This window comes from Myxococcus sp. NMCA1, assembly GCF_026810205.1.
Taxonomy (GTDB): domain Bacteria; phylum Myxococcota; class Myxococcia; order Myxococcales; family Myxococcaceae; genus Myxococcus; species Myxococcus xanthus_A.
Genome location: NZ_CP113950.1, coordinates 2844019 through 2865941, shown reverse-complemented (window position 1 = coordinate 2865941; position 21923 = coordinate 2844019). Strand labels below are relative to the sequence as shown.

Sequence of the window (21923 nt, the reverse complement as noted above, 5' to 3'; positions counted from 1 at the left end):
CGCGCCGCGCTACAGCAGGTTGTCCTTCCACGGCCCGGACACCTGAATCGTCCGGCCCGGCTCACGCGCCCACAGGCGCGGGTCATACATGGCCTCCGCCTCCGCCGACGGCAGGGTGAAGGCACCCGCCGTCACCGCGCGCACCGCGTAGACGACCTTCTTCGACTCGCGAGGCCCCAGGCTGCCGAAGACCTCCATCCGGTCATCGCGGATGTTCACGTAGTCCGCGGACCACAGCGACGCCGGGTCCACCCAGTCGGTGGAGCCACCCCGGCCCAGGCGCGCGTTCTCGATTTCCCAGCCCGCCGGCAGCCGGTCCACCAGGGCGATGTTCTGCACGCGCTCGCCCGTCGTGTTGCGAATCTCCAGCTCCACGTAGACGAGGTCCGCCAACGCCACCGGGGCCTGCCCCATGGCCAGCACCGTGCCGTCCAGCTTGCGCCAGGTGCGCGTGAGCGCCAGGCCCTCGCCGCCCGTGCGGGGCTTGCTGTCCGAGCGCACGCCCTCGCTGCTGAGCACGAGGTACAGCCGGCCCTCGTCCTTGGACGTCACCTCCAGCTGAAGGCCCTGCCGCTCGCTGGCGCGGGCCAGGGCCCACGTCCGGTCCGACGAACGCACCGTCTTGTCCTGCACCGGCGTCATGACCTTTCCGTCCGCCTTGAGCACCGGCGCGGAGAACTGGGTGGACGTCCCTTGCAGCCGCTTGCCCAGGCCGGTGATGCCCCACACCAGCTCCTGCGTCGTGTACCAGCCGCTGGAGTGCCCCTGGAGCGATTCGGCCACCATGCGCGCCAGCGGCTCACCCGCCGCGTCCTTGCCGAACAAGTCCTGGAAGGTGCTGAGCATGAAGCCACGACGGCGCCGGTCGGAATAGAAGGACCAGTCGTTCTTCCGCTCCCCGGTGACGGGCGACAGGTCGGGGTTGCGCAGCTCCTTCTCGTAGCGCCGGTCGCCCGCAAGCCACAGCGAAGCCTTGAGCATGTAGTCACGCTCCTGCTCCTCGCCCGTGAGCGCCTTCTGCTTCGCCCGCTCCGCCAACGCGTCCACCAGCTTCTGCACACGCGCCTTGCGGCCCTTGCCGGCCACGGAGAGGACGTAGTGCATGTAGGCCTCCGCGCTGTCCGTGTACATGTCGTCGCGGCTCTGGCGGCCCTCGAGTTTGTTCAGCTCGGTGGACATCCACGTGAGCGCGTCGTTCAGCCGGTCCTGCGGCACGGGGTACTTCAGCTTCTGCGCGTCCAGCAGCATGTGCGCGGCATACGCCGAGCCCCAGCCCACCGGCTCCGTGGCGCCCGGCCAGTAGCCGAAGCCGCCCGACGGCGTCTGCATGGCCAGGATGCGGTTGATGCCCGACAGCACCATGTCGCCCACGGTCCCGCCCTGGGTCAGCGTGGGGTCCACGTCGTTCACCAGCTCGGACACGTACAGCAACGGACGGGTGGCGGACGTCGTCTGCTCCACGCAGCCGTAGGGGTAGCGCGCCAGGTACGAGAGGTGCTGCAGCGAGCGCGCGTACGGATTGGCCGTCACCCACAGCGTGGAGCGCTCCGTCGTGGGCACCCAGCCCTGGAGGTACTGCGAGACGTCCGTCGTCCCCTGCGCCAGCTCGATTTGCTGCACCAGGCGCTCGCGCGGGCCCGCCGGAGACAGCGGCACGTCCAGCGACTCACTCGAGGTGTAGCCGCCGCCCTCCACCGTCACCGACAGCCGCGCCGCGCCCACCGCCTGCACCGCGCGGGCCTGGAAGACGAAGGTGTGGGACTTGCCGTCCGCCACCCGCGCCGTGCCCTCGCTCTTGCCCAGCAGTTGAAGCGGCGAAGTGGCCGCCGCGGGCATCACCAGCCCCGGCACCGGCAGTGACTCCGCGTTGAGCGTCACCTTCACGTCCTGCGTCTTGCCGGACAGGTTGGTGACGAAGACGGGCACCTGGATTTCGTCGTGCTGCGTGAGGAAGCGTGGCAACGTCGTCTGGAGCACCAGCGGGTCGCGCACCAACACCTGCGCGCTGGCGCGGCCAATGCGCTGCGGGCCCGCCGTCACCGCCATCACCCGCACCGCGCCGCGGTACTGGGGCAGCTTGAAGGGCACCCGCAGCTTGCCGTTGGCCGGCACCGGCAGCAGGCCGCTCCACAGGGCCACCGGCTTGACGGGCTGCACGCGGCCGTCCGCGCCGCCCTCGCCGTCACCACCCGTGGAGCGGGACGCGCCGCCCGGCGGCACCAGCAGCGTCCAGCCCAGCGTCTCGTAGGTCTCCACGCCCAGCGCTCGCCGGGAGAAGAGCTGCTTCTGCGGGTCCGGGCTCTGGAAGCGCGTGAGGGAGAGGATGCCCTCGTCCACCACCGCGATAGTGGCGAAGGTGGGGCCTTCCTGCGGGCCCAGCTCCAGGTCCACCGTGAGGGTGTCGTTGGAGCGAACCTCCTTGGGCACGTTCATCGTCACCGACTGCGTGTACTCCACCGGCTCCAACGTGACGCTGCCCACGCCGAAGGCGCGGTCGGGCATGAAGGCCTCGGCGGACTCCAGGTGCGGGTCCTTCACCAGGAAGGCGCTCACGTACACGTTGGGCGCGAAGGCGGACGGCGTGAAGCTCCACGTCACCTCGCCGGGCGCCACCGCCACCCAGTGGGAGGCGAGCACGCGGTCCGTCTCCGCGGTGAAGAGCATGCGGCCCTTGTAGGGCGACTTCAGCTTCACGGTGATGGCCTGCCCCACGCGCCCCTTCGCCGGCAGCGCCAGGTCCAGCGACGTGGGCTTGAGCGGGCGCGGCGTCTGGTCCACGCGCGAGCCTTCGCCCCACCAATAGTAGCGGCCCTCCCCTTCCAGCTCCAGGTCCGTCTGGGCCCCACCCGAGCGCACGCGCACGATGTAGCCCGCGGCGTCCGCGCCCGGCGTCACGTCCAGCGAGAAGCGGCCGTCCTTCACCGCCACCGTGGAGCGGCCCTCACGCACCGGGCGCAGGTAGCGCTGGTAACGCTCGTAGCCTTCGTTCTCGTCATAGAAGGAGCCGTACTCCTCCTCCAGGCGCAGGAACTCCACGTCCACCGACTTGGGCGTCTTGTCCGAGGCGGCCAGCAGCTTGCCGTCCCAATCCACCACCACGCCCTTCACCGTGAAGGGCTTGCCTGCCTTCACCTTGCCCGTGCTGCCCTGGAGCCCCACGTAGTACGCCTCCGGGTGCACCGGCACCGTCACGCTGCCCTGGGTGGAGCGGCCGCTGCCCGACTCGAAGACGCTGGCCAGCGCGCTCAGCGCCCCGGCGCCCCGCAGGGCCCCCATGGCGCCCTGGGCCGGGCAACGAAGGACGGCCTGTCCCTTCGCGTCCAGCGTGCCCTGCACCTGGCCCAGCGTGACGGGGCGGGGCTCGCTGCCGTCCTGGCGCCACAGTCCGTAGGCGTACTGCGCGTTCTCCTTCGGCTTGAAGGCGGACGGAATCAGCCGGCACGTCAGCTCCACCGGGCTGCCCTCCGCCGAGCCGCCGAAGAGGTACGCGGCCTCCACGCCCACCGGGACTTCCTCGCCCTGGAGGTAGCCGGCCTGCTCCGTGCGCGCCTCCACCTTCATGCGCTCCGGGACGAACTCCTCCACGCTGACGGAGTAGATTGCCACTTCGCGGTCCGCCACATTCAGCACCACGCGGTAGCTGCCCGTGTCCTGGAATGATTCGAAGGGCAGGTCCAGCGTCACCAGGCCCGCCTCGTTCGTCTTCAGCGACACCTTCTTCAGCTCGCGCTCACGCGGGTCCACCACCACCAACTCCACAGGCATGCCCGCCGGCGGCGCCTTGTCGTCCTGCCCCCGCAGCACCGCGGCGATGTGCGCCGTATCGCCTGGGCGGTACACGCCGCGGTCCGACCACACCGACGCGCGGTAGGCCTTCTCCGAACGGTAGGACTCGCCATGTACGTCCGCGTTGGCGATCTCCGTCTTCAGCTCGCTGTACTTGAGGTACGTCAGCTCCTCGCCGTCACGGGCGATGAGCGCGAAGGGCGCGCTGTCGTCGACGCCGGGCGCGGGCACCTGGAGCCGGCAGCCATCCGCCGCCACCGTGGTGCAGCGGGCCACCGACTCGCCGCTCTTCTTCACCAGGGAGACCTCCACGCCCGACAGCGGCTCGGTGCTCTCGATGCCCAGCGCCCACACCCAGACCTCACCGGCGCCGTTGGAGCCCGGCGCGGCCTCACCTCGCTTGGCCACCAGGCTCAGGTTGGTGAGGAGGATGCGGCTCGCCGCCACGTGGTGGTTCTGCTTCGCGGTGATTTCCACCAGGCCCTTCGTGTTCGCGGGCACCAGGCTGGCCACATCCACGTAGGTGGTCGCCAGCGTGTCGGGGGGCGACTTGAGCGCCAGCGTCCGCTTCGCCACCACGTTGGAGGTGCGCTCATCCGCGCGCTCGCGGTAGTCGTCGCTCATCCAGAAGACGAGGTTCTCCGGCGGCACGTTGCGGACGGTGAGCTCCACCGAGTCCAGGTTGAGGTGCTGCAGCGGCAGGTTGCGCCACGCGCTGCGCGGCAGGTAGCGGCCGGTGGTCGCGAAGGACAACTGCGGCGAGCGCGCGGGGACGGCGAAGGCGTCCTCGTAGGTGGCCAGCAACATGCCGCCGCCCACCGAGGTCGTGCCCGCGTCGATGCGCAGCGCGTAGGAGCCGCGCTTGAAGTCACCGAAGATGCGGAAGCCGCGGCGCGACGGCGCGACGGAGACCTTGACGGCGGGCGTCAGGTGGATGGCCTCCGCGGCGACGCCGTCATCCAGCGTGCAGCCCTTGTTGCGGTGGTCCCAGTAGTACGGGTCATACCCTTCCGTCTCGCGCGGGGAGGGCGGCTCGGCGCCATCCACGTCCCGGCAGCTCACCTCGATGTAGAAGCCGGTGGTGCCCTGCTCCACCGAGGCGCGGGTGATGTCCATTCGCTTGCCGGCGCGGAGCTCGAACGCGCTGCGCGCGGCGGGGGCCGTCGCCTTCGCCTGCGACACGGCGGGCAGTCCCGCCTGGAGGCTGAAGTCGACCGTGCGGCCCTGCCTGAGCAGCCCGCCGCTCAGCTGCGCGCTGACGACGTTGCGCGTGGTGGGCAGGGTGCGCCACTTCACGTCACCCACGGCCTGCCCACCCACCCGGAAGCCCGCCCGCGAGCGCACCGCGGCGATGTCCACGGGACCGGAGAAGACGACCTCCACCTCCACGCGGCCCTTCACCGTGTCGAGCTGACGCGGCACCATCCGGACGAACTGGAAGGGCGGCGTGGTGAACGTGTGCGACCAGTCCCCAACCGCGGCCGGCTTCACCACGCCCGAGTCCAACCCCACCGACGACACCGAAACGGCGTACTTCGTGTCGAAGGCGAAGCCCGCGCCCGACGGCTTGAAGGTCAGCGTGGACGGGGAGGACCAGGAGAGGCTGCCCGGCACATCCGGAGTGATGGTCACGACGGTGTCCTTCAACACCGAGCCATCGTTGGGGCGTACCTCCCGCGGGAACTCGATGACGATGTCCTGCGGCAGCACGTCGCTGGTGGAGACCGCGCGGACGACGGGCGTCAGCAGCTCGGGCGCGGGGGGCGTCGGCGTCTGCGCCACGGCCGTCCCCGCGTCCGCTGGCTGCGCGGCGACGGGCGCCTGGGGCTGCGGCGCGGGCGGCTCGGTGGACTCCTGTTCCTTCTTGCAGCCTGCGAGCGTGGCGCTCACCAACATGGCCGCGAGGAGCCAGCGCGAGCGTTTCGCCCACGATGGCCGCTGCGTGACGACGGACTGCGAACCCATGATTCCTCCAGAAGATGACGCGTGTTCTTCACACGGCGTGCCGGACCAGGGCGCGCCGGGGAAGAGAGGGCTGTGGTCAGGCGCCCGCGGCTCTGACGCGTCCCCCGCGCGTCAGCGGACCCGCAGGGTGTCCAAGGGGCCACACCGTGTGTGGCTCCTGGGCGCCTGCGAAGGCTTTCGAGGCCCCCAGGGTAGCGGAGTCCGCGACGCGGCGGGACATCCATCCGCGGTCCTCGCGATGCGAGAAACCGCTAAGGTGCCCCGCGCATGGTGCTGCCCGTCCGATTCATCCTCATGCGCCCCCGCAACGCGGAAAACCTGGGCGCCGCCGCCCGGGCCCTGAAGAACTGCGGCCTGTCCGACTGGGTCTGGGTCCGCCCGGAGGTGGAGGATTTGGAGCCGGCGCGAAGGCTCGCCGTCCACGCCGGGGACGTGCTGGATGCGGCGCGACGCGCGGACACGCTGGAAGAGGCCGTGGCGGACTGTGTCTGGGTGGTGGGGACCAGCTCGCGCAAGGTCGAAGGCAAGCGCCGGCTTCCCCCGCGCGCGGTGGGTGAGGAACTGGTGGCCCGGGCACCCCAGGGGCCCGTGGCGCTCGTCTTCGGTGACGAGCGCAGCGGGCTCACCAACGCGGAGGTGGAGCGCGTGCATGACTTGTCCGCCGTGCCGACCGCGCCCGAGCAGCCCTCCATCAACCTGGCGCAGGCCGTGCTGCTGTACGCCTACGAGGTCCGCGTGGCGATGCTGGAGGCCGCCACCACGCCGCCCGGCCCGCTGCCCGCGGCGGCCACGGACGCGGAGCTCGCGCAGGTGGAGGCCACGCTGGAATCCGTCCTCACGACGGGAGGCTTCCTCGTGGACGCCCAGCCGGGCCGCACGGCGGTGCGGGACTTGTTCGCACCGCTGCGGCGCTCACGGCTGACGCGGAAGGAAGCCCGCTTGTGGCTGGCCGCGCTGCACAGCCTCCGCAAGCGTCAGCCCGCGCCCTAGACGGAGCGCGGCTTCTGGGGGATTCCCGTCCCCTTCCCCACGCCAATCCCCCCGGACCCGGACGTCGGCGGCCCCTTGCGCCCCGCCATGCGCACTGCGCCCCAGGCAAGGACAGCGGCGGCCACGACCAGCAGCAGGACCCACAGCCACGTGGATTGGGCGGGCGCGGGCTCCCCGCCGATGGGCGCCCGCGCCCGTGACTGGGCGAGCGCGAGAACGGGGACCAGGAGCGTCAGGTATGGAATCCGGGTGCGCATGTTCGGAAGGTGTCCACCGACGCACGTTCCTGCCCGCAATCCCGAAGGGCCACGGCGGCCGTGTGGACACGGACCGGCCGGCCGGGCGTCCCCCCACCAGCCGGCATCATCCCGCTGGCGCCTGCACGGGTTCGTACAACTCCCGCTCCCGCCCGAGGCCGGGCCGGGTACAGTGCCGCGCCCATGCCTCGCAAGCCCGACAAGCCGAAGCCGCCGCAGCAGCAGCACAAACGCTGGGAGGGCAAGGAGAAGCCGGACTGGCTGTCACGCGCGCTGGCCCGCGCGGGCGTCTTTCCCCAGAAGGAAGCGGAGGACGCCATCCGCGCCGGCCGCGTCAGCATCAACGGCCGAGTGGCGAAGATGGCGCTGACGCCCGTGCCGCCGGGCGCCACCGTGAAGGTGGACGGACTCGTCGTGTCCCTGGAGGCCCCGCCCACGCGCGTGCTGGCCTTCCACAAGCCCGCGGGCCTGCTGTCCTCCACGGAGCGGCAGCACCGCACCGGCACCGTCTTCGAGGCGCTGCTGCCCCAGCTCCCGCCGGAGCTGGCGGGCTACACGTGGCACGCCGTGGGCCGCCTGGACGTGGATTCCACGGGCCTGCTGCTCTTCACCAACGACGACAAGCTGGTGGCCCACGCCACGTCCCCGGACGCGCGCCTGCCCAAGCGGTACGTGGCCACCGTCTTCAGCACCGCGAGCGACGAGCGGGTGGAGCCCCTGCGCCGGGGCATGACGTTGGATGACGGTCCCGCCCGCCCCGCGAAGGTGAACGTGCGGGACGAGCACACGGTGGAGGTAACTCTCACGGAAGGCCGGCACCACCAGGTGAAGCGGATGCTCGGCGCCGTGGGCCTGCCCGTGCGCGCGCTGCACCGCGAGGCCGTGGGCGGCGTGGACCTGGAAGGCATCCCCGAAGGCACCTTCCGGCTGCTGACGGACGACGAGGTCCGCGAGGGGCTTCGCTACGAGGGGCGTGCGCCCTCGGCCCCCTAGCCGCTTGCATTGGCTTCAAACGACCGGCGGGGTCGCGTACCTTCGTCTCCATGGCGGACTTCGACCTGGTGGTGATTGGCTCCGGCCCGGCGGGTGAGTGGGGCGCGGTACAGGCGGCGCTGGCGGGCAAGCGCGTGGCGGTGGTGGAGCGGGAGCCCGTGCTGGGCGGTACCGCGGCGAACACGGGCACCCTTCCCTCCAAGACGCTGCGAGAGACGGCGCTGCACCTGTCCGGCTTCCGGGCGCGAGGGTTGTACAGCGTGGAGACGACGCTGCGGCACGAGGCCACGGTGTCCGACTTCCTCTTCCGCGAACGGCGGGTGAAGGACATCGAGCGCGAGCGCATTGCCCGCAACCTCCAGCGCCACAAGGTGGAAATCATCCAGGGCACCGGCGCGCTCGTGGACGCGAACACCGTCGTCGTGCGGCGCCAGGACTCCCCGGAGCGGCGCCTCACCGGAGGCACCATCCTGGTGGCCACCGGCTCGTCGCCGTACCGGCCGCCGCTGTATCCCTTCGAGGACCCGCGCATCCACGACTCGGACGAGGTGCTGGAGCTCGAAAGACTGCCGCGCTCGCTGGTGGTGGTGGGCGCCGGCGTCATCGGCTGTGAGTACGCCTGCATGTTCGCCGCCATGGGCATCCCCGTGACGCTGGTGGAGACGCGCGCGGAGCTGCTGCCCTTCCTGGACGATGAGTTCTCCGCGCTGCTGGGCCAGCGCATGGAGGCGCTCGGCATCCAGCTGCGCTTCGGGCAGGTGGTGGAGCAGGTGGACGTGCCACAGGACGCGGACACCCCCATCCGGATGCTGCTCTCCTCCGGCACCGCGCTGGAGACGGACCAGATATTGGTCGCCTCCGGCCGCACCGCCAACACCGCGGGCCTGGGGCTGGAGGCCCTGGGCGTGAAGGTGGGCCCGCGCGGACAGGTGGAGGTGGGCCCCACGTACCAGACGGCCCTGCCCCACATCTATGCCGTGGGGGACGTCATCGGCTTCCCGGCGCTGGCCTCCACGTCCATGGACCAGGCGCGCATCGCCGTGGAGCACGCGTTCGACCTGGGCGGCGTGCGCACCATGGCGCCGGTGCTGCCCTACGGCATCTACACCATCCCCGAGGTGTCGATGGCCGGCGAGACGGAGGGGGCCCTGCGCAAGCTGAACGTGCCCTACGTGGCCGGCCGCGCCGCCTTCGCCACCAACCCGCGCGGACAGATTCTGGGGGACACGCACGGCCTGCTGAAGCTGCTCTTCCACCGGGAGAGCCTCAAGCTGCTGGGCGTGCACGTCATGGGCCCCCAGGCCTCCGAACTGGTGCACGTGGGCCTCACGGCCCTGCTCACCGGCTCCAGTGCCCGGCTCTTCGTGGAGACGTGCTTCAACTACCCGACGCTGTCGGAGGCCTACAAGGCAGCCACCTTCGACGCGCTGGACCAGCTCAGCGGCTGCCCTTGAGGCTCCCCACGGTGAGCCCCGTGGCGAACGGAGCCGCTTCGTGAAGTTCGTCCGCCGAGCCCCTCGCCAGCCGGGGTGCCTCGGCGGGCGCTTCCCGGGCCGGCGTCGGCGCGGCGGCGCCACGGCCCCCTGCCCCTCCGAGCAACTCCTGGATGCGCTGCCAGCGCGCCTTCTCCTCCACCATCAGCCGGGTGAGCTCCGCGCGAGCGGACGCATCCCCCAGGTCGGAGGCGGCCGCCGCCACGCGGTCCAGGAACGGCATCAGGTATCCGAAGTCCCTGTCGAAAGCGCTGGGGTTCGAGTTCTTCGCCATTGGACGGCCACGCTAGCCCACTTCACGGAAGGTGGGGGGACTTCAGCCGTGGTACACCCGCGAGGCGACAATCCGGCCGTCACGCACCTCAAAGACCTCCGCCACCGGCATGGGGGCCTCCCCCGGCGCGTGGCGCAGGTACTCCATGAACACCCTGTCCTCGTCCGCGGTGAGGGCCACCAGCTCATACCGCAGCCCCGGCAGCCGGGCGTTGGCCGCCTTCCACCACGCGGACAGGGCCTGCCGCCCTACCAGTCGCCCGCCCGTCTCCGGGTGCAGCACCCGGATTTTGGGTGACGTGTGGGTGGCGTCCTCGGCATAGAGCGCCACCAGCGCGTCCACGTCATAGGCGTTGAAGGCGTCCAGCCAGGCTCGGGCGAGGGAGAAGTTTTCGGTCGCGCTCATCGTTAGAAACCTCAACTGATTACGGTATTGAGTAGGCAGAGGTAGGCCCAAGTGGGTCAATTTCCATGCGGATTTGGCTGGAAACTACGTCCTGTGGGAAGTAGAGGCCCCGCCTGCTCTGTTCCGTCAGGCACTTTCAAGAAAAGAAGGACCGGATCGTGGCCGCCAACGCACCCATCGAGAAGATTCGAAACATCGGTATCTCCGCCCACATCGACTCGGGCAAGACGACGCTCTCTGAGCGCATCCTGTTCTACACGGGTCGGATTCACGAGATCCACGAGGTCCGCGGCAAGGACGGCGTGGGCGCGGTCATGGACTCGATGGACCTGGAGCGTGAGAAGGGCATCACCATCCAGTCCGCCGCCACGTTCGCGATGTGGGGCGAGTACAACATCAACCTCATCGACACCCCGGGACACGTGGACTTCACCATCGAGGTGGAGCGCTCGCTCCGCGTGCTCGACGGCGCCATCCTGGTCCTCTGCTCGGTCGCTGGCGTGCAGTCTCAGTCCATCACCGTGGACCGCCAGATGAAGCGCTACCGCGTCCCGCGCATCGCGTTCGTCAACAAGATGGACCGCTCCGGCGCGAACTATGACCGCGTGGCCGCTCAGCTGAAGGAGAAGCTGAACCACCACCCGGTGAAGATGCAGATGCCCATCGGCGCCGAGGACCGCCTCAAGGGTCTGATCAACCTCATCGAAATGAAGGCGTATTACTTCGATGGCGAGAGCGGCGAGAACATCCGTGAAGAGGAGATCCCGGCGGAGCTGATCGAGGAGGCCAAGACGCGCCGCCAGCAGATGATCGAAGGCGTGGCCGAGGTCGACGACCAGCTCGGCGAGCTGTTCCTCGCCGACGAGCCCATCTCCAACGAGGCGCTGATCGCCGCCGTCCGCCGGGCCACCATCAGCCTGAAGATGACGCCGGTCATGTGCGGCTCCGCGTACAAGAACAAGGGCGTGCAGCTGCTCCTGAACGCCGTCTGCGCGTTCCTGCCCAACCCCAAAGAGGCGACGAACGAGGCGCTGGACCAGAAGAACAACGAGGCGAAGGTCATCCTCGATTCCGACCCGGAGAAGCCCTTCGTCGGCCTCGCGTTCAAGCTCGAGGATGGTCGCTACGGGCAGCTCACGTACATGCGCATCTACCAGGGCCGCGTGTCGAAGGGTGACTTCATCATCAACCAGTCGAACCAGAAGAAGGTCAAGGTTCCGCGCATCGTCCGCATGCACTCCAGCCAGATGAACGACATCAACGATGCCACCGCGGGTGACATCGTTGCGCTGTTCGGCATCGAGTGCGCGTCCGGCGACACGTTCACCGATGGTGTGGTGAACTACACGATGACGTCCATGCACGTCCCGGACGCCGTGATTTCGCTCGCCGTGGCGCCCAAGGACCGCTCCGCGCTGGCCAACTTCTCCAAGGCGCTCAACCGGTTCACCAAGGAGGACCCCACCTTCCGCGTGCACCGTGATGAGGAGTCCGGGCAGACCATCATCCGCGGCATGGGTGAGCTCCACCTGGAGATCTACATCGAGCGCATGAAGCGCGAGTACAACTGCGAGGTCCAGGCCGGTAAGCCGCAGGTGGCGTACCGCGAGACCATCAGCCAGAAGGGCGAGTTCGCGTACACGCACAAGAAGCAGACGGGTGGCTCCGGCCAGTTCGCTCGCGTGTGCGGCTACATCGAGCCGCTGCCCTCGGACGCGGTGCAGCAGTACGAGTTCGTGGACGACATCGTGGGCGGCTCCATCCCCCGCGAGTTCATCCCGGCCTGCGACAAGGGCTTCACCGAGGCCGTGAAGAAGGGCAGCCTCATCGGCTTCCCCGTGGTGGGTGTGCGCGTGGTCATCAACGACGGCGCCTTCCACGCGGTGGACTCGTCCGAAATGGCGTTCAAGACGGCCGCCATCATGGGCTTCCGTGAGGGCTATGCCGCCGCCAAGCCCATCATCCTCGAGCCGATGATGAAGGTGGAGGTCCAGGCTCCCGAGGACTTCCAGGGCTCCGTCGTGGGTCAGCTGAACCAGCGCCGTGGCACCATCCTCTCCACCGAGACGGCCGAGGGCTACGTCACGGCGGTGGCCGAGGTGCCGTTGAACACCATGTTCGGCTACTCCACGGACCTGCGCTCCGCCACCCAGGGCAAGGGCGAGTACACGATGGAGTTCTCCCGCTACACGCCGGTGCCCCGGAACGAGTCCGAGGCCCTGATGGCGGCGTACAAGGAGAAGCTGGCCGCTGAGCAGGCAGCGCGCAAGTAGTCCGCGCATCCGCCACACTCTGGCGGTAAGGAAGGCGTCCCTCTTCAATGAGGGGCGCCTTTCGCCTTTTCAGGAGTCCGATACCGTGACGCTGCTCCGCGCCGCCAACGTCCAGCTCAGCTTCGGAAGCCGCACCGTCTTCCAGGACCTCACCTTCACCATCGAGGAAGGGGAGCGGGTGGGCCTGGTGGGCGTCAACGGCTCCGGCAAGTCGTCGCTGATGAAAATCCTGGCCGGGGCCGCCCGCGCCGACACGGGTGAGCTCCAGCTGCGCCGTGGCGCCCGCGTCACCTACCTCCCCCAGGAGCCGGAGTTCCCCGAAGGCGCCACGGTGGCCTCCGAGCTGTCCGTGTCCCAGGGGCCGCTGAAGGAGGCGCTGGCCGCCCACGCGGAGCTGGCGAAGCGGATGGAGTCCGCCCCGGCGGAAGAGCAGGAGAAGCTGATGGCGCAGTTCTCCGCGCTCAGCGACCGCATCGAGCAGATGGGCGGCTGGGACACCGAGCACCACGCCAAGACGCTGCTCGACAGGCTGGGCGTGAAGGACTGGGACCGGCCCGTGGCGCAGCTGTCCGGCGGCCTGCGCAAGCGCGTGGCCATTGCCCGGGCCCTGCTGACGCGGCCGGACCTGCTGCTGCTCGACGAGCCCACCAACCACCTGGACGCTGACACCGTGGACTGGCTGGAGGAGGAGCTGGACAAGCTGCCCGGAGCGCTGCTGCTCGTCACGCACGACCGGTACTTCCTGGACGGGCTGGTGGACCGCATCGTCGAAATCCAGCCCGGCGCGGGCGTCACGTCGTATCCCGGCAACTACCAGGCCTACGTGGAGCAGAAGCTGGTGGCGCAGGAGAACGCCGAGCTGGCGCAGCACAAGCGCGAGCGTTGGATTGCGCAGGAAGTGGCGTGGCTGCGCAAGGGCCCGGAGGCCCGCCGCACCAAGAGCAAGGCCCGCATCGAACGCGCGCAGAAGCTGATGGCGGAGAAGGGCTTCGAGCGCCCCAAGGTGGCGGACCTGCGCGTGGCGGCGGCGCCCCGGCTGGGCCACACCGTCATCGAGGCAGAGGGCGTGAAGAAGGCCTTTGGCGACCGGAAGGTGCTGGACGGCGTGGACTTCCGCCTCCAGCGCGGCGAGCGCGTGGGCCTGGTGGGGCCCAACGGCGTGGGCAAGACAACCTTCCTGCGCGTGCTGCTGGGCGAGGTGGAGCCCGACGGCGGCAAGCTCGTCATCGGGAAGAACACGAAGGTGGCGTACTACGACCAGAGCCGGGCGCAGCTCGACCTGGAGGCCACCGTGTACGAATCGGCCTCGCAGGGCGAGGACTGGGTGGAGCTGGGCGACCAGAAGGTGGCCCTGCGCGACTATCTGGACGACCTGCTCTTCCCCGTGCCCATGCAGCGCATGAAGGTGAAGGCGCTGTCGGGCGGCGAGCGCAACCGGCTGCTGCTGGCGCGCCTGTTCCTGGAGGGCGCCAACGTGCTGGTGCTGGACGAGCCCACCAACGACTTGGACATCGTCACCCTCAACATCCTGGAGCGGCTGCTCCTGGACTTCGGGGGCAGCACACTGCTCGTCACGCACGACCGGTACTTCCTGGACAAGGTGGCCACCAGCATCCTCACCTTCGAGGGCGAAGGCCGCGTCACCCGCTACGAGGGCAACTACGCCATGTACCGGCGGCTGAAGGAGCAGGCGGACGCGAAGGCCGCGGCCCCCGCCGCCCCGAAGCCGGGCCCCAAGCAGGATGAGCCCGCACCCGCCAAGGCCGCGCGCAAGCCCGGGAAGCTCTCCTACAAGGACCAGCGCGAGCTGGACGGCATGGAGGCCACCATCGAGGCCGCCGAGTCGCGCAAGGCCGGCCTGGAGGCCCAGCTCGCCGACCCCGCCGTGTACAGCAACGGCCCCAAGGTGGCGGAGGTGCAGAAGGAGCTGGACGCCGCCGTCGCCGAGGTGGACCGGCTGTACACGCGCTGGCAGGAGCTGCAGGACCTGGCCGCCGCCAGCGCGTAGGCCGGCGCGCGTCTGTCCATTCCCAGCCATGTCTGGGAATGAGACTTCACGGAAACACGGGGAGAATCCGGACGACTGGCCCGTCAAGCCAGCAAGTTGTTTGGAACCCTGATACTTGCTGGACGCAAGGGAAGGCGTGCCGCCCTTGCACGGGACTGGCGTGTCGTGCGACTCGTGCGGGCCTTCGGGGCTGTCGCATTCACGTCGTGTTTCATTGGAGGCGTCGTCTTGCCGTCCCGGCCTGCGCTCGCGCTTGTCTCTGCGTTGTCTTCATTGGCCCTGTTCGTTGGCCCCGCTGAAACGCGGGCCCAGGGCCGGTCGCTCCCCACCTTCAACCTCCAGCGTCTGGAATTGGACCCGGCGGCGCTGGGCTCGCTGATGGTGGGCACGGGCCGCACGCTGCCCCAGGGCGAGCTGCGGATGTCGGTCCAGGGACACTACGAGCAGCTCCCCTTCCACTTCCAACGTCGATGGGAGCCGGGCGGCGGCAGTGGCCTGGTGGAGGACCGCTTCACCATGGACATGACGGCCGCCTACGGCGTGCTGCCGTGGCTCCAGGTCGCCGCGGAGGTGCCCTTCATCGTCAGCCAGGGTGGCTCGCGCTTCCGGGACTTCAACGCGCCGGAAGGTTCGGGAATGGGAACGCCCTGGCTGGGCCTGCGCGCGGCGCTGATGCGTCAGGACTTGGGCTTCCAGTTGGCGGCGGACGTGTCGGCCGCGCTCCCGGTGGGCAGCACGGCGCTGCTGGCCCGGGACGACTACGCGGTGCACCCCCGCCTGCAGGTCGGTTTCCTGGCGGAGACGTGGCAGATCGGCGGTGAGGCCGGCGTGCTGGTGCGCAAGAAGCACGAGCTCTTCAACGTGTCCGGCTTCTCCCAGGACGTCATCGGCAGCGAGCTGCGGCTGGGTGCCACGGTGACGTCGCGGGCCGGGGAGAGCACGCGCGGCGAGGTGAGCGTGGTGGCGGGGCTGCCGCTGCAAGGTGGCCGTCCGGGCGGCGAGTTGCTGCTGGCCATCCGCAAGCACGCGCTGTCCTGGCTGGACCTCTACGTCCTGGGCGGGCCGGGCTTGGGCGCCGGCATGGACACGCCCACCTTCCGCTTCGTGGCGGGCGCCTCGTTCTCCACCTTCCGGGTGGACTGAGGCGCCCCACCCCGCCGGCCTACTTGGGCATCACTCCGAAGGCCTTCGCCATCGCGATGCCGATGCCCAGCAGGCTCTCTCCCGCGATGAAGCCGGAGGACACCGGCAGCACCATGTCCTCCGCCAGCTTCGGCTTCGTGCGGCGCAGCAGCGCGGCGATGGCCGAGCCCAGGAAGAAGGCGATGGAGCTGGACCCCGGAATCACGATGGCCAATCCGAAGCCCGCGGGGGACGGCACGTAGGCCTTGGCCTTCGCCGGGGCCCAGCGCTCCAGCAGCACCAGGAAGATGCCCAGGATGGCGCCGCACAGCGCGCCCACGCGCGCCGAGCCCGGCAGCGCGGCCACGCCCGTGGCGAGCAGCTTCGACACGCCGGCCCACACCATGGAGGCGGGCGCGGGGAACTCCTCCGTGCCCAGCATGCTGGCGTCCGGCACGAGAATCTTGAACACGGGCACCACCACCGCCGCGCCGGCGACCACGCCGAAGAGCTGCGCGACGAACTGCTGGCGCGGGTTGGCGCCCAGCAGCCACCCGGACTTGAGGTCCGTCAGCAGGTCCGCCGAGTGGAGCCCCACGCCGCCCGTCGCGTTGGCGCTCATGACGTTGGCGGGGATGTTGCCCGGCGCCAGGCCGCCGAAGATGAGCTGCGTGACGGGGCCCAGCGCCTTGGTGGGCGTGGTGTCCGTCTCGCCCGTCACCCGGCTGGCGATGACGCCCATGACGACGGCCAGCGGCATGGCCAGCACGCCCGCCCACCACGGAATCTGGAACAGGTAGGCCATGAGGAACACGGCCACCGGGCCGAGAATCGCGAAGCCCAGGGGAAACCACGCGGGCGGGCACTCGATGCCGGCCAGCGGGTCGGCCTCCTCTTCCTTCGTGCTCTTCCCCCTGAACAGGCCGGACAGCGACTTGAAGGAGCGCGCCACGCTGCGCCACTGGAAGGCGAAGGAGAGCAGGCCCGAGGACACCAGCACCGCCGAGCCCGTCCACACCATCCAGCTGTTGATGGAACGGTAGGTCACCTCGGGAATGGCGCCCTGGCTCACCATGGCCGGGGCGAGGAAGCCGTAGGTGAGCACCGCGCCCAGCAGCATGGACCAGCCCGTGCGGAAGCTCACCAGCGCGCCCGCGCCCACCAGCAGCAGGCTGAACTCGAAGGACAGCGACCACGCCGACGCCTTCTTCCCCAACATCGTGAAGGGCAGGCTCACCTTCTCCGGGATGTTGGCCAGCCACGTGAAGCGCGCGTCCCGCAGCGCCACCAGGAGCGCGCCAATGCCACCCGCGATGCCCAGGAGCCGCGACTTGCGGCGGGCCACCTCGCCATGGCCGTGCAGCGCGCGGATGGTCTCCGCGGTGGCCGTGCCCGTGGGGAACGGCAGCGCCTCCACGTTGATGAGCTGGCGCTTGATGGGGATGGCGGCGAAGACGCCCAGCGCGGAGATGACGGCGAACCACACCATGAGCCAACCCGAGGACGGCAGCGTCCCCGTCAGCATCAGAAGCGCGGGCACCGCGGCCATGTTGCCACCGCCCGTCATGTAGCCGGCGGCCGACGCCACCGAGCCCATGGCGTTGTTCTCAAGGTCGGTGAACTCCGTCTTCAGCACCCGAATCGAGCGCAGCGTGCCGAACACCGCGAAGGCCAGGATGCAGGCGGTGATGGTGACGCCCAGGCTCCAGCCCGTCTTGAGGATGACGTACAGGTTGGACAGGCACATCACCGCGCCAATCGCCATGCCGGCGATGACGGCGCGCACCGTGAGCTGACGCACCCCACCCTGATAGACGTGCTCCAGCCAGTAGCGCTCGGGGTCCTGGGCCGCGGAGGCTCCCGCGTCACCCGGGGAGTCGGACGGTTGGATGCGGAGGCCGCTGGGACTGGGCGTCTGGGAGGGGGACTGGCTCATGGGGGCGGCGAAGATAGTTCACCCCCACGCCCCCCGCGAGCACCGCGTTTGACGGGGCGGGCCAACCTCCTGGGCTGGCCGCGCCGCGTCAGGGCGGCACGTCAGCCGTGCTCATGCCCGCCCGGCCCGTGGACGTGGCCGTGGGTGAGCTCCTCCTGCGTGGCGGCACGCACGCCCTTCACGGTGACGTCGAAGTGCAGCGTCTTGCCGGCCAGCGGGTGGTTGAGGTCCACCACGACGCCCTCATCGCGCACTTCCTGGATGCGCAGCGGGATGTCGCCCTGGTCCGTCTGCGCCATCAGCGTCTGGCCGGCCTGCGGCGCGAAGCCGGGTGGCAGCATGTTGCGCGGCACAGTGCGCACGCCCGCCGGGTCGTGCTCGCCGTAGCCCTGGCCGGGGGCCACCACCACCTGCTTGCTCTCGCCGAGGCCCATGCCCTCCAGGGCCCCTTCGAGCCCCGGGACGATTTGCCGGTGCCCGTGCAGGTAGGAGAGCGGCTGGTCGGGCGCGCTCTGGTCGATGACCTGGCCGTCTCCCAGGTGCAGCCGGTATTCGAGCGAGACGACGGAATCCTTGGCGACCCTCATGCGGGGCTCCTTGCCGATGACTGCGGTGGGACTGCGCTTGCTGCGGGGAAGGTGCGGCGGGAAATGCCCGGCGTCAGGAAGCAGAGGGGTCCACGGCTCCCTCTTCGGCCGGGCTGTCGGCCGGCTCTCCGCGCGCCACGTAGACGGCGGCGGCCAGGTCGCCGGTGACGTTGAGCGTGGTGCGGCACATGTCCAGGAAGCGGTCCACGCCCAGGATGAGGCCCAGGCCCTCCACCGGAATCTTGAACATGCCCAGAATCATCGCGATGACGGGAATGGAGCCCGCCGGCACGCCCGCGGTGCCGATGCCCGCCAGGATGCAGATGAACATGATGAGCGCCTGGTCGGGCAGGCTGAGCGGCACGCCGTAGACCTGGGCGAGGAAGAGCACCGTGACGCCTTCGAAGAGCGCGGTGCCGTTCTGATTCATGGCCGAGCCGGCGGTGAGCACGAAGCGCGACACGGTGCGCGGCAGCTTGAGGTTCTCCTCCGCCACCTTGAGCGCGGTGGGCAGCGTGGCGCTGGACGACGACGTGGAGAAGGCGGTGACGATGGCCAGCCGGCTGCTGCGGAAGAACTCGACGGGGTTGCGCCCGCCCAGGAAGCGCACCGACAGCGAGTAGACGACGAACATGTGCAGGCCCAGCGCCAGCAGCACCGTGCCCATGTACGAGGCGAGCTGCACGAAGATGCCGAAGCCCAGCCGCGCCGTCATGGAGAACAGCAGCGCGGCCACACCGAAGGGCGCCAGGCTCAGCACGCCGTCGATGAGCTTCATCATCACGTCGTAGAGGCCCTGGATGGTCTCTCGAAGGCGCTGGACGGGCTCGCCCGGGGTGAGCGCCACGCCCATGCCGAAGATGAGCGAGAAGACGATGAGGCCAATGAAGTCTCCATCCCCCGCGGCCTTGATGGGGTTGGTGGGCACCATGGAGATGAGCACCGCGCCGAACGAGGATGCCCCAGGCGCGGCGGCCGCCTGGATGGCCATCCCGCCCTGGGCCAACGCACGGGCCTCGTCACTGAGGCCCGCGCCGGGCTCCAGCGTGTTGACCAGCACCAGGCCGATGAGGACGGAGATGGAGGACAGGGCGACGGTGTAGCCCAGCGTGCGAGCCCCCAGCCGCCCCACCTGCTTGAGGTCCAGCTCCGCCACCGCCGCGACGATGGCGGAGAACAACAGCGGCACCACGAGCATCAGCAGCAGGCGGATGAAGATCTGCCCCACCGGCGAGGCGACGTTGTCCACGACGAAGGCCAGCCAGGGCGCGCCGCCCGCGACGACGTTGGCGACAAGGCCCGCCACCGCGCCGGAGGCAATGCCGACGAGCATCTTCTGGTGCGCCTTCATCGAATCTCCGAGCCCTCCTCGCCGGAGGAGAATGGTCCGCGCCACCGGGCGGTAGGCGAAGATGGCATGCTGTCCTCCTCGTGGAAACCCTCGTTCGACTCACTGAGAACGCCGTGCCCCCCCTGCTCTTCCGCCGCCTGCTGCGACGCTTGGGCGCCGTGGGCACGGAGCGCCTGCGTCAGACCTACCAGACGACCTTCTGGTACGACTTCGGCCCCGCGGCCAACGTGGTGGAGGACATCATCCTCACGCTGCGTCCGCACATCGCCGGCAAGCGCCGCGTGGCCGGCGTGGAGTGGTGGCTGTCACGCATGTACCCGACGGACGTGCGCGTGGACTTCCACCAGGACCGCGACGAGAAGCTCGCGCTGCGCACCGGCGAACTGGTGCACCCGCGCATCTCCTCCGTGCTGTTCCTCAACCGCGTGCGCGGCGGCGCGCTGGTGGTGACGCCCGAGCTGCCAGACCCGGCCAACCCATCCCTGGCTCCCGCGAACCTGGACACCGCCGACCTGGTGACGCCCCGGCCCAACCGGCTGGTGGTGTTCGACGGCACGCTCACCCACGGCGTGCTGGACGCGGACAACCAGATTCCCGACGGGAAGCTGCCCGGAAAGTCCCGGCAGCGCCGCACGCTGGTGATGAACTGGTGGGGCCACCGCCCCACCGACATCCCCGCGTGGGCGGACACGCGCCTCTACCGGGCGCTGGCGCGCTGAGCTTCCTCGCGGGCCGTCTCGCGCAGGCGGAGGGTGACGCGCTCGGCCCACTCCGGCTCGATTTCCAGGCACGCGGGCCGCCGGCCCAGCCGCAGCGCCGCCGACGGCATGGAGCCACTGCCCGCGAAGGGGTCCAGCACCGTGTCCCCCGGGCGGCTGTACGTGCGCACCAGCGGCTCCAGGACGGAGAAGGGCTTGTGGTGCGGGTGGCCGCCCCAGCGCTTCGCTTCGCCTTCATCGTCATAGCCGCCAACCACGGCCCAGACGGTGGGCAAATCTCCTGGCGCCAGCGGCGGCTCGGGCGTGCGGGCAATCACGAGCGCGACTTCGTAGACGCGCAGCGTCTGCTCATTGGTGTTCTTGTCCGTGGTGCGCTTGCCCCAGACGTACTCGCCGCGCAGGTGCGGATAGCCCAGCCCGCGCGCCGCGGTGAGGATGGGCTCCTTGCCCAGCAGGTTCGTCCAGATGATGAGCGGCGCGTCCGGGGTGAGGTGCGCGGTGGCGCGCGACAGCCAGGCCTCGGAGAAGGCGCGGTAGTCGCGCACCGTCTCGAAGCGGACGATGGGGTTCTGGTCGATCTTCTTATGCGCGCGCGTGTCTCGCAGGTCCCCGCCCTTGCGCCGCCGGGTGAGCAGGCAGTACGGCGGGTCCGTGTGGAGCAACGCGGCGCGGGTGTCGCCTAACGCGGCGCGGTAGCCCGCCGGCTCGCGGGAATCGGCGTTGATGCAGCGAAGGGACTCGGGCGGGGGAATGGAAGTCATCGGCCTGAGCGGCACCCTACACGGCGGAGCGCGGGGCTCAAGTCGCGCGCTTACAGCGCCTGAAGTCCCTCGAGTTTCATACTCCGCTTGCGGCCCTCGTCCCACAACTCGAGCGTGTACCGGCCGTGGTCCGCGGCCTCCGGCTCGTCCACGATGATGATGACGGGCTGGCGGCCGTCGGGGTCCACCGGGCCCTCTTGCCAGGGTGGGAGTGTCTTCAGCCGCTTGCCCTGAACGTCCGTGAGCGTCGCCCCCACCGCGCTCCAGCCATTCCACTCCCCCGACTTCACCGGCGTGAGCCGCAGCGCGGCCCACCGAGGGGACAGACGGACGAAGGCCACGCGCGCTGGGGCGACGTCCCCCGCCACCTTCCGGGGGACCCAGGACTGGAAGTGGACGATGCCCGTGTCCCGGAGCTCCGAGACCAGCGTCTCCCGGGTGTACTCGTCCCCCGTTCGGGAGCGCTGGAGCTGTTGCACCTGGCGCTCCAACCGGAGCATCCCCGCGCGGAGCTCCTCCACCTCCTGCCGGTAGGACGCCGCGGAGCGCGCGTGGCGGTAGAGCTCGATTTGACGCTCCGAGCGCGCGGCATCCACGACGAGCACCACGACGGCGCGTTCAGGCACCGCGCCATCATGGAAGCGGACCTCCAACCGCAGCCGCTCGCCCTCACGGAACGTGGACGAGGGGACCACCACCAGGTGGTCCTCGGTCACCCCGAAGCGCTGGAACCGCTCACGGCCCTCCAGGACCAGTTGCTCGGGGCGGATGCGCGCATCGAAGAACAAGGTGGTGGACAGTCCAGGGCTGATGCGGACCTCCGGGGGCGTCACCAGCATCCCCGCCTGGACATCAATGCGCCGGACCGCGGTGCCAGTGCCAGGCGTATCCAGTGCCGCGGCCTGTGCCGTGGCTGCCCACAACACTCCCCACACGAGCACGATGAATGAGGACGAACCATTCAAGAGCGAGCCACCTCCAGCAAGGGCGCGTCCACACCATG

The 21923-nt window shown here is 69.9% G+C and carries 16 protein-coding genes; 7 read left to right on the top strand and 9 right to left on the bottom strand.

Annotated elements, in window-relative coordinates; translation table 11 throughout:
* Positions 1-9 precede the first annotated feature (9 nt).
* Positions 10-5751, bottom strand: a complete 5742-nt coding sequence (locus OZ403_RS12385; protein WP_268784294.1) for an alpha-2-macroglobulin family protein — start codon at positions 5749-5751, stop codon at positions 10-12.
* 267 nt (positions 5752-6018) lie between these two features.
* Here OZ403_RS12385 and OZ403_RS12380 point away from each other — a divergent pair, with 267 nt between their 5' ends.
* A complete protein-coding gene (locus OZ403_RS12380) occupies positions 6019-6741 on the top strand; it encodes an RNA methyltransferase (RefSeq protein WP_268784293.1) in 723 nt (240 codons plus the stop codon).
* On the opposite strand, the gene OZ403_RS12375 is transcribed toward OZ403_RS12380, so the two are convergent.
* Positions 6738-6998 (bottom strand): hypothetical protein, encoded by a 261-nt coding sequence (locus tag OZ403_RS12375; protein WP_140789765.1) that lies wholly within the window; start codon positions 6996-6998, stop codon positions 6738-6740. The genes OZ403_RS12380 and OZ403_RS12375 overlap by 4 nt on opposite strands.
* Before the next feature lie 183 nt (positions 6999-7181).
* Here OZ403_RS12375 and OZ403_RS12370 point away from each other — a divergent pair, with 183 nt between their 5' ends.
* Together OZ403_RS12370 and sthA are read left to right on the top strand one after the other, a co-directional pair.
* Positions 7182-7991, top strand: a complete 810-nt coding sequence (locus OZ403_RS12370) for a pseudouridine synthase (protein ID WP_140789764.1) — start codon at positions 7182-7184, stop codon at positions 7989-7991.
* Between the two features lie 50 nt (positions 7992-8041).
* Positions 8042-9445, top strand: a complete 1404-nt coding sequence (gene sthA / locus OZ403_RS12365; protein ID WP_140789763.1) for a Si-specific NAD(P)(+) transhydrogenase — start codon at positions 8042-8044, stop codon at positions 9443-9445.
* On the opposite strand, the gene encD is transcribed toward sthA, so the two are convergent.
* Together encD and OZ403_RS12355 are read right to left on the bottom strand one after the other, a co-directional pair.
* Entirely contained in the window at positions 9429-9758 is a 330-nt protein-coding gene (encD, locus tag OZ403_RS12360) for an encapsulin nanocompartment cargo protein EncD (RefSeq protein ID WP_140789761.1), read from the bottom strand. The genes sthA and encD overlap by 17 nt on opposite strands.
* Before the next feature lie 42 nt (positions 9759-9800).
* A complete protein-coding gene (locus tag OZ403_RS12355; protein ID WP_140789759.1) occupies positions 9801-10163 on the bottom strand; it encodes a nuclear transport factor 2 family protein in 363 nt (120 codons plus the stop codon).
* 158 nt (positions 10164-10321) lie between these two features.
* Between OZ403_RS12355 and fusA the strand changes: the two genes are divergently transcribed.
* The 3 genes from fusA (at position 10322) to OZ403_RS12340 (ending at position 15587) form a co-directional block, all read left to right on the top strand.
* On the top strand, positions 10322-12436 hold the full coding sequence (gene fusA / locus OZ403_RS12350; protein ID WP_268784292.1) for an elongation factor G: 2115 nt from the start codon (positions 10322-10324) through the stop codon (positions 12434-12436).
* 85 nt (positions 12437-12521) lie between these two features.
* Positions 12522-14444 carry an ABC-F family ATP-binding cassette domain-containing protein gene (locus OZ403_RS12345; protein ID WP_140789755.1) on the top strand — a complete coding sequence of 641 codons (1923 nt, stop codon included), beginning with the start codon at positions 12522-12524 and terminating at the stop codon, positions 14442-14444.
* Positions 14445-14672: 228 nt separating this feature from the next.
* Positions 14673-15587, top strand: a complete 915-nt coding sequence (locus OZ403_RS12340) for a flagellar motor protein MotB (protein ID WP_174258733.1) — start codon at positions 14673-14675, stop codon at positions 15585-15587.
* A 19-nt stretch (positions 15588-15606) separates the two neighbouring features.
* Here OZ403_RS12340 and OZ403_RS12335 read toward each other — a convergent pair whose 3' ends face one another.
* The 3 genes from OZ403_RS12335 to OZ403_RS12325 form a co-directional block, all read right to left on the bottom strand.
* Positions 15607-17502, bottom strand: coding sequence for an OPT family oligopeptide transporter (locus OZ403_RS12335; protein ID WP_140789751.1), 1896 nt, complete (start codon positions 17500-17502; stop codon positions 15607-15609).
* 101 nt (positions 17503-17603) lie between these two features.
* Positions 17604-18089 carry an FKBP-type peptidyl-prolyl cis-trans isomerase gene (locus tag OZ403_RS12330; protein WP_140853823.1) on the bottom strand — a complete coding sequence of 162 codons (486 nt, stop codon included), beginning with the start codon at positions 18087-18089 and terminating at the stop codon, positions 17604-17606.
* Positions 18090-18162: 73 nt separating this feature from the next.
* Entirely contained in the window at positions 18163-19440 is a 1278-nt protein-coding gene (locus OZ403_RS12325) for a dicarboxylate/amino acid:cation symporter (protein WP_140789747.1), read from the bottom strand.
* 80 nt (positions 19441-19520) lie between these two features.
* On the opposite strand from OZ403_RS12325, the gene OZ403_RS12320 reads away from it, so the two are divergent.
* Positions 19521-20159: a 2OG-Fe(II) oxygenase gene (locus OZ403_RS12320; RefSeq protein ID WP_140789746.1), complete on the top strand. Its 639-nt coding sequence runs from the start codon at positions 19521-19523 to the stop codon at positions 20157-20159.
* Here OZ403_RS12320 and OZ403_RS12315 read toward each other — a convergent pair.
* Positions 20138-20920 (bottom strand): DNA-methyltransferase, encoded by a 783-nt coding sequence (locus tag OZ403_RS12315; RefSeq protein ID WP_268784291.1) that lies wholly within the window; start codon positions 20918-20920, stop codon positions 20138-20140. The genes OZ403_RS12320 and OZ403_RS12315 overlap by 22 nt on opposite strands.
* 50 nt (positions 20921-20970) lie before the next feature.
* Positions 20971-21885: a DUF2381 family protein gene (locus OZ403_RS12310; protein WP_140789742.1), complete on the bottom strand. Its 915-nt coding sequence runs from the start codon at positions 21883-21885 to the stop codon at positions 20971-20973.
* Positions 21886-21923 lie beyond the last annotated feature (38 nt).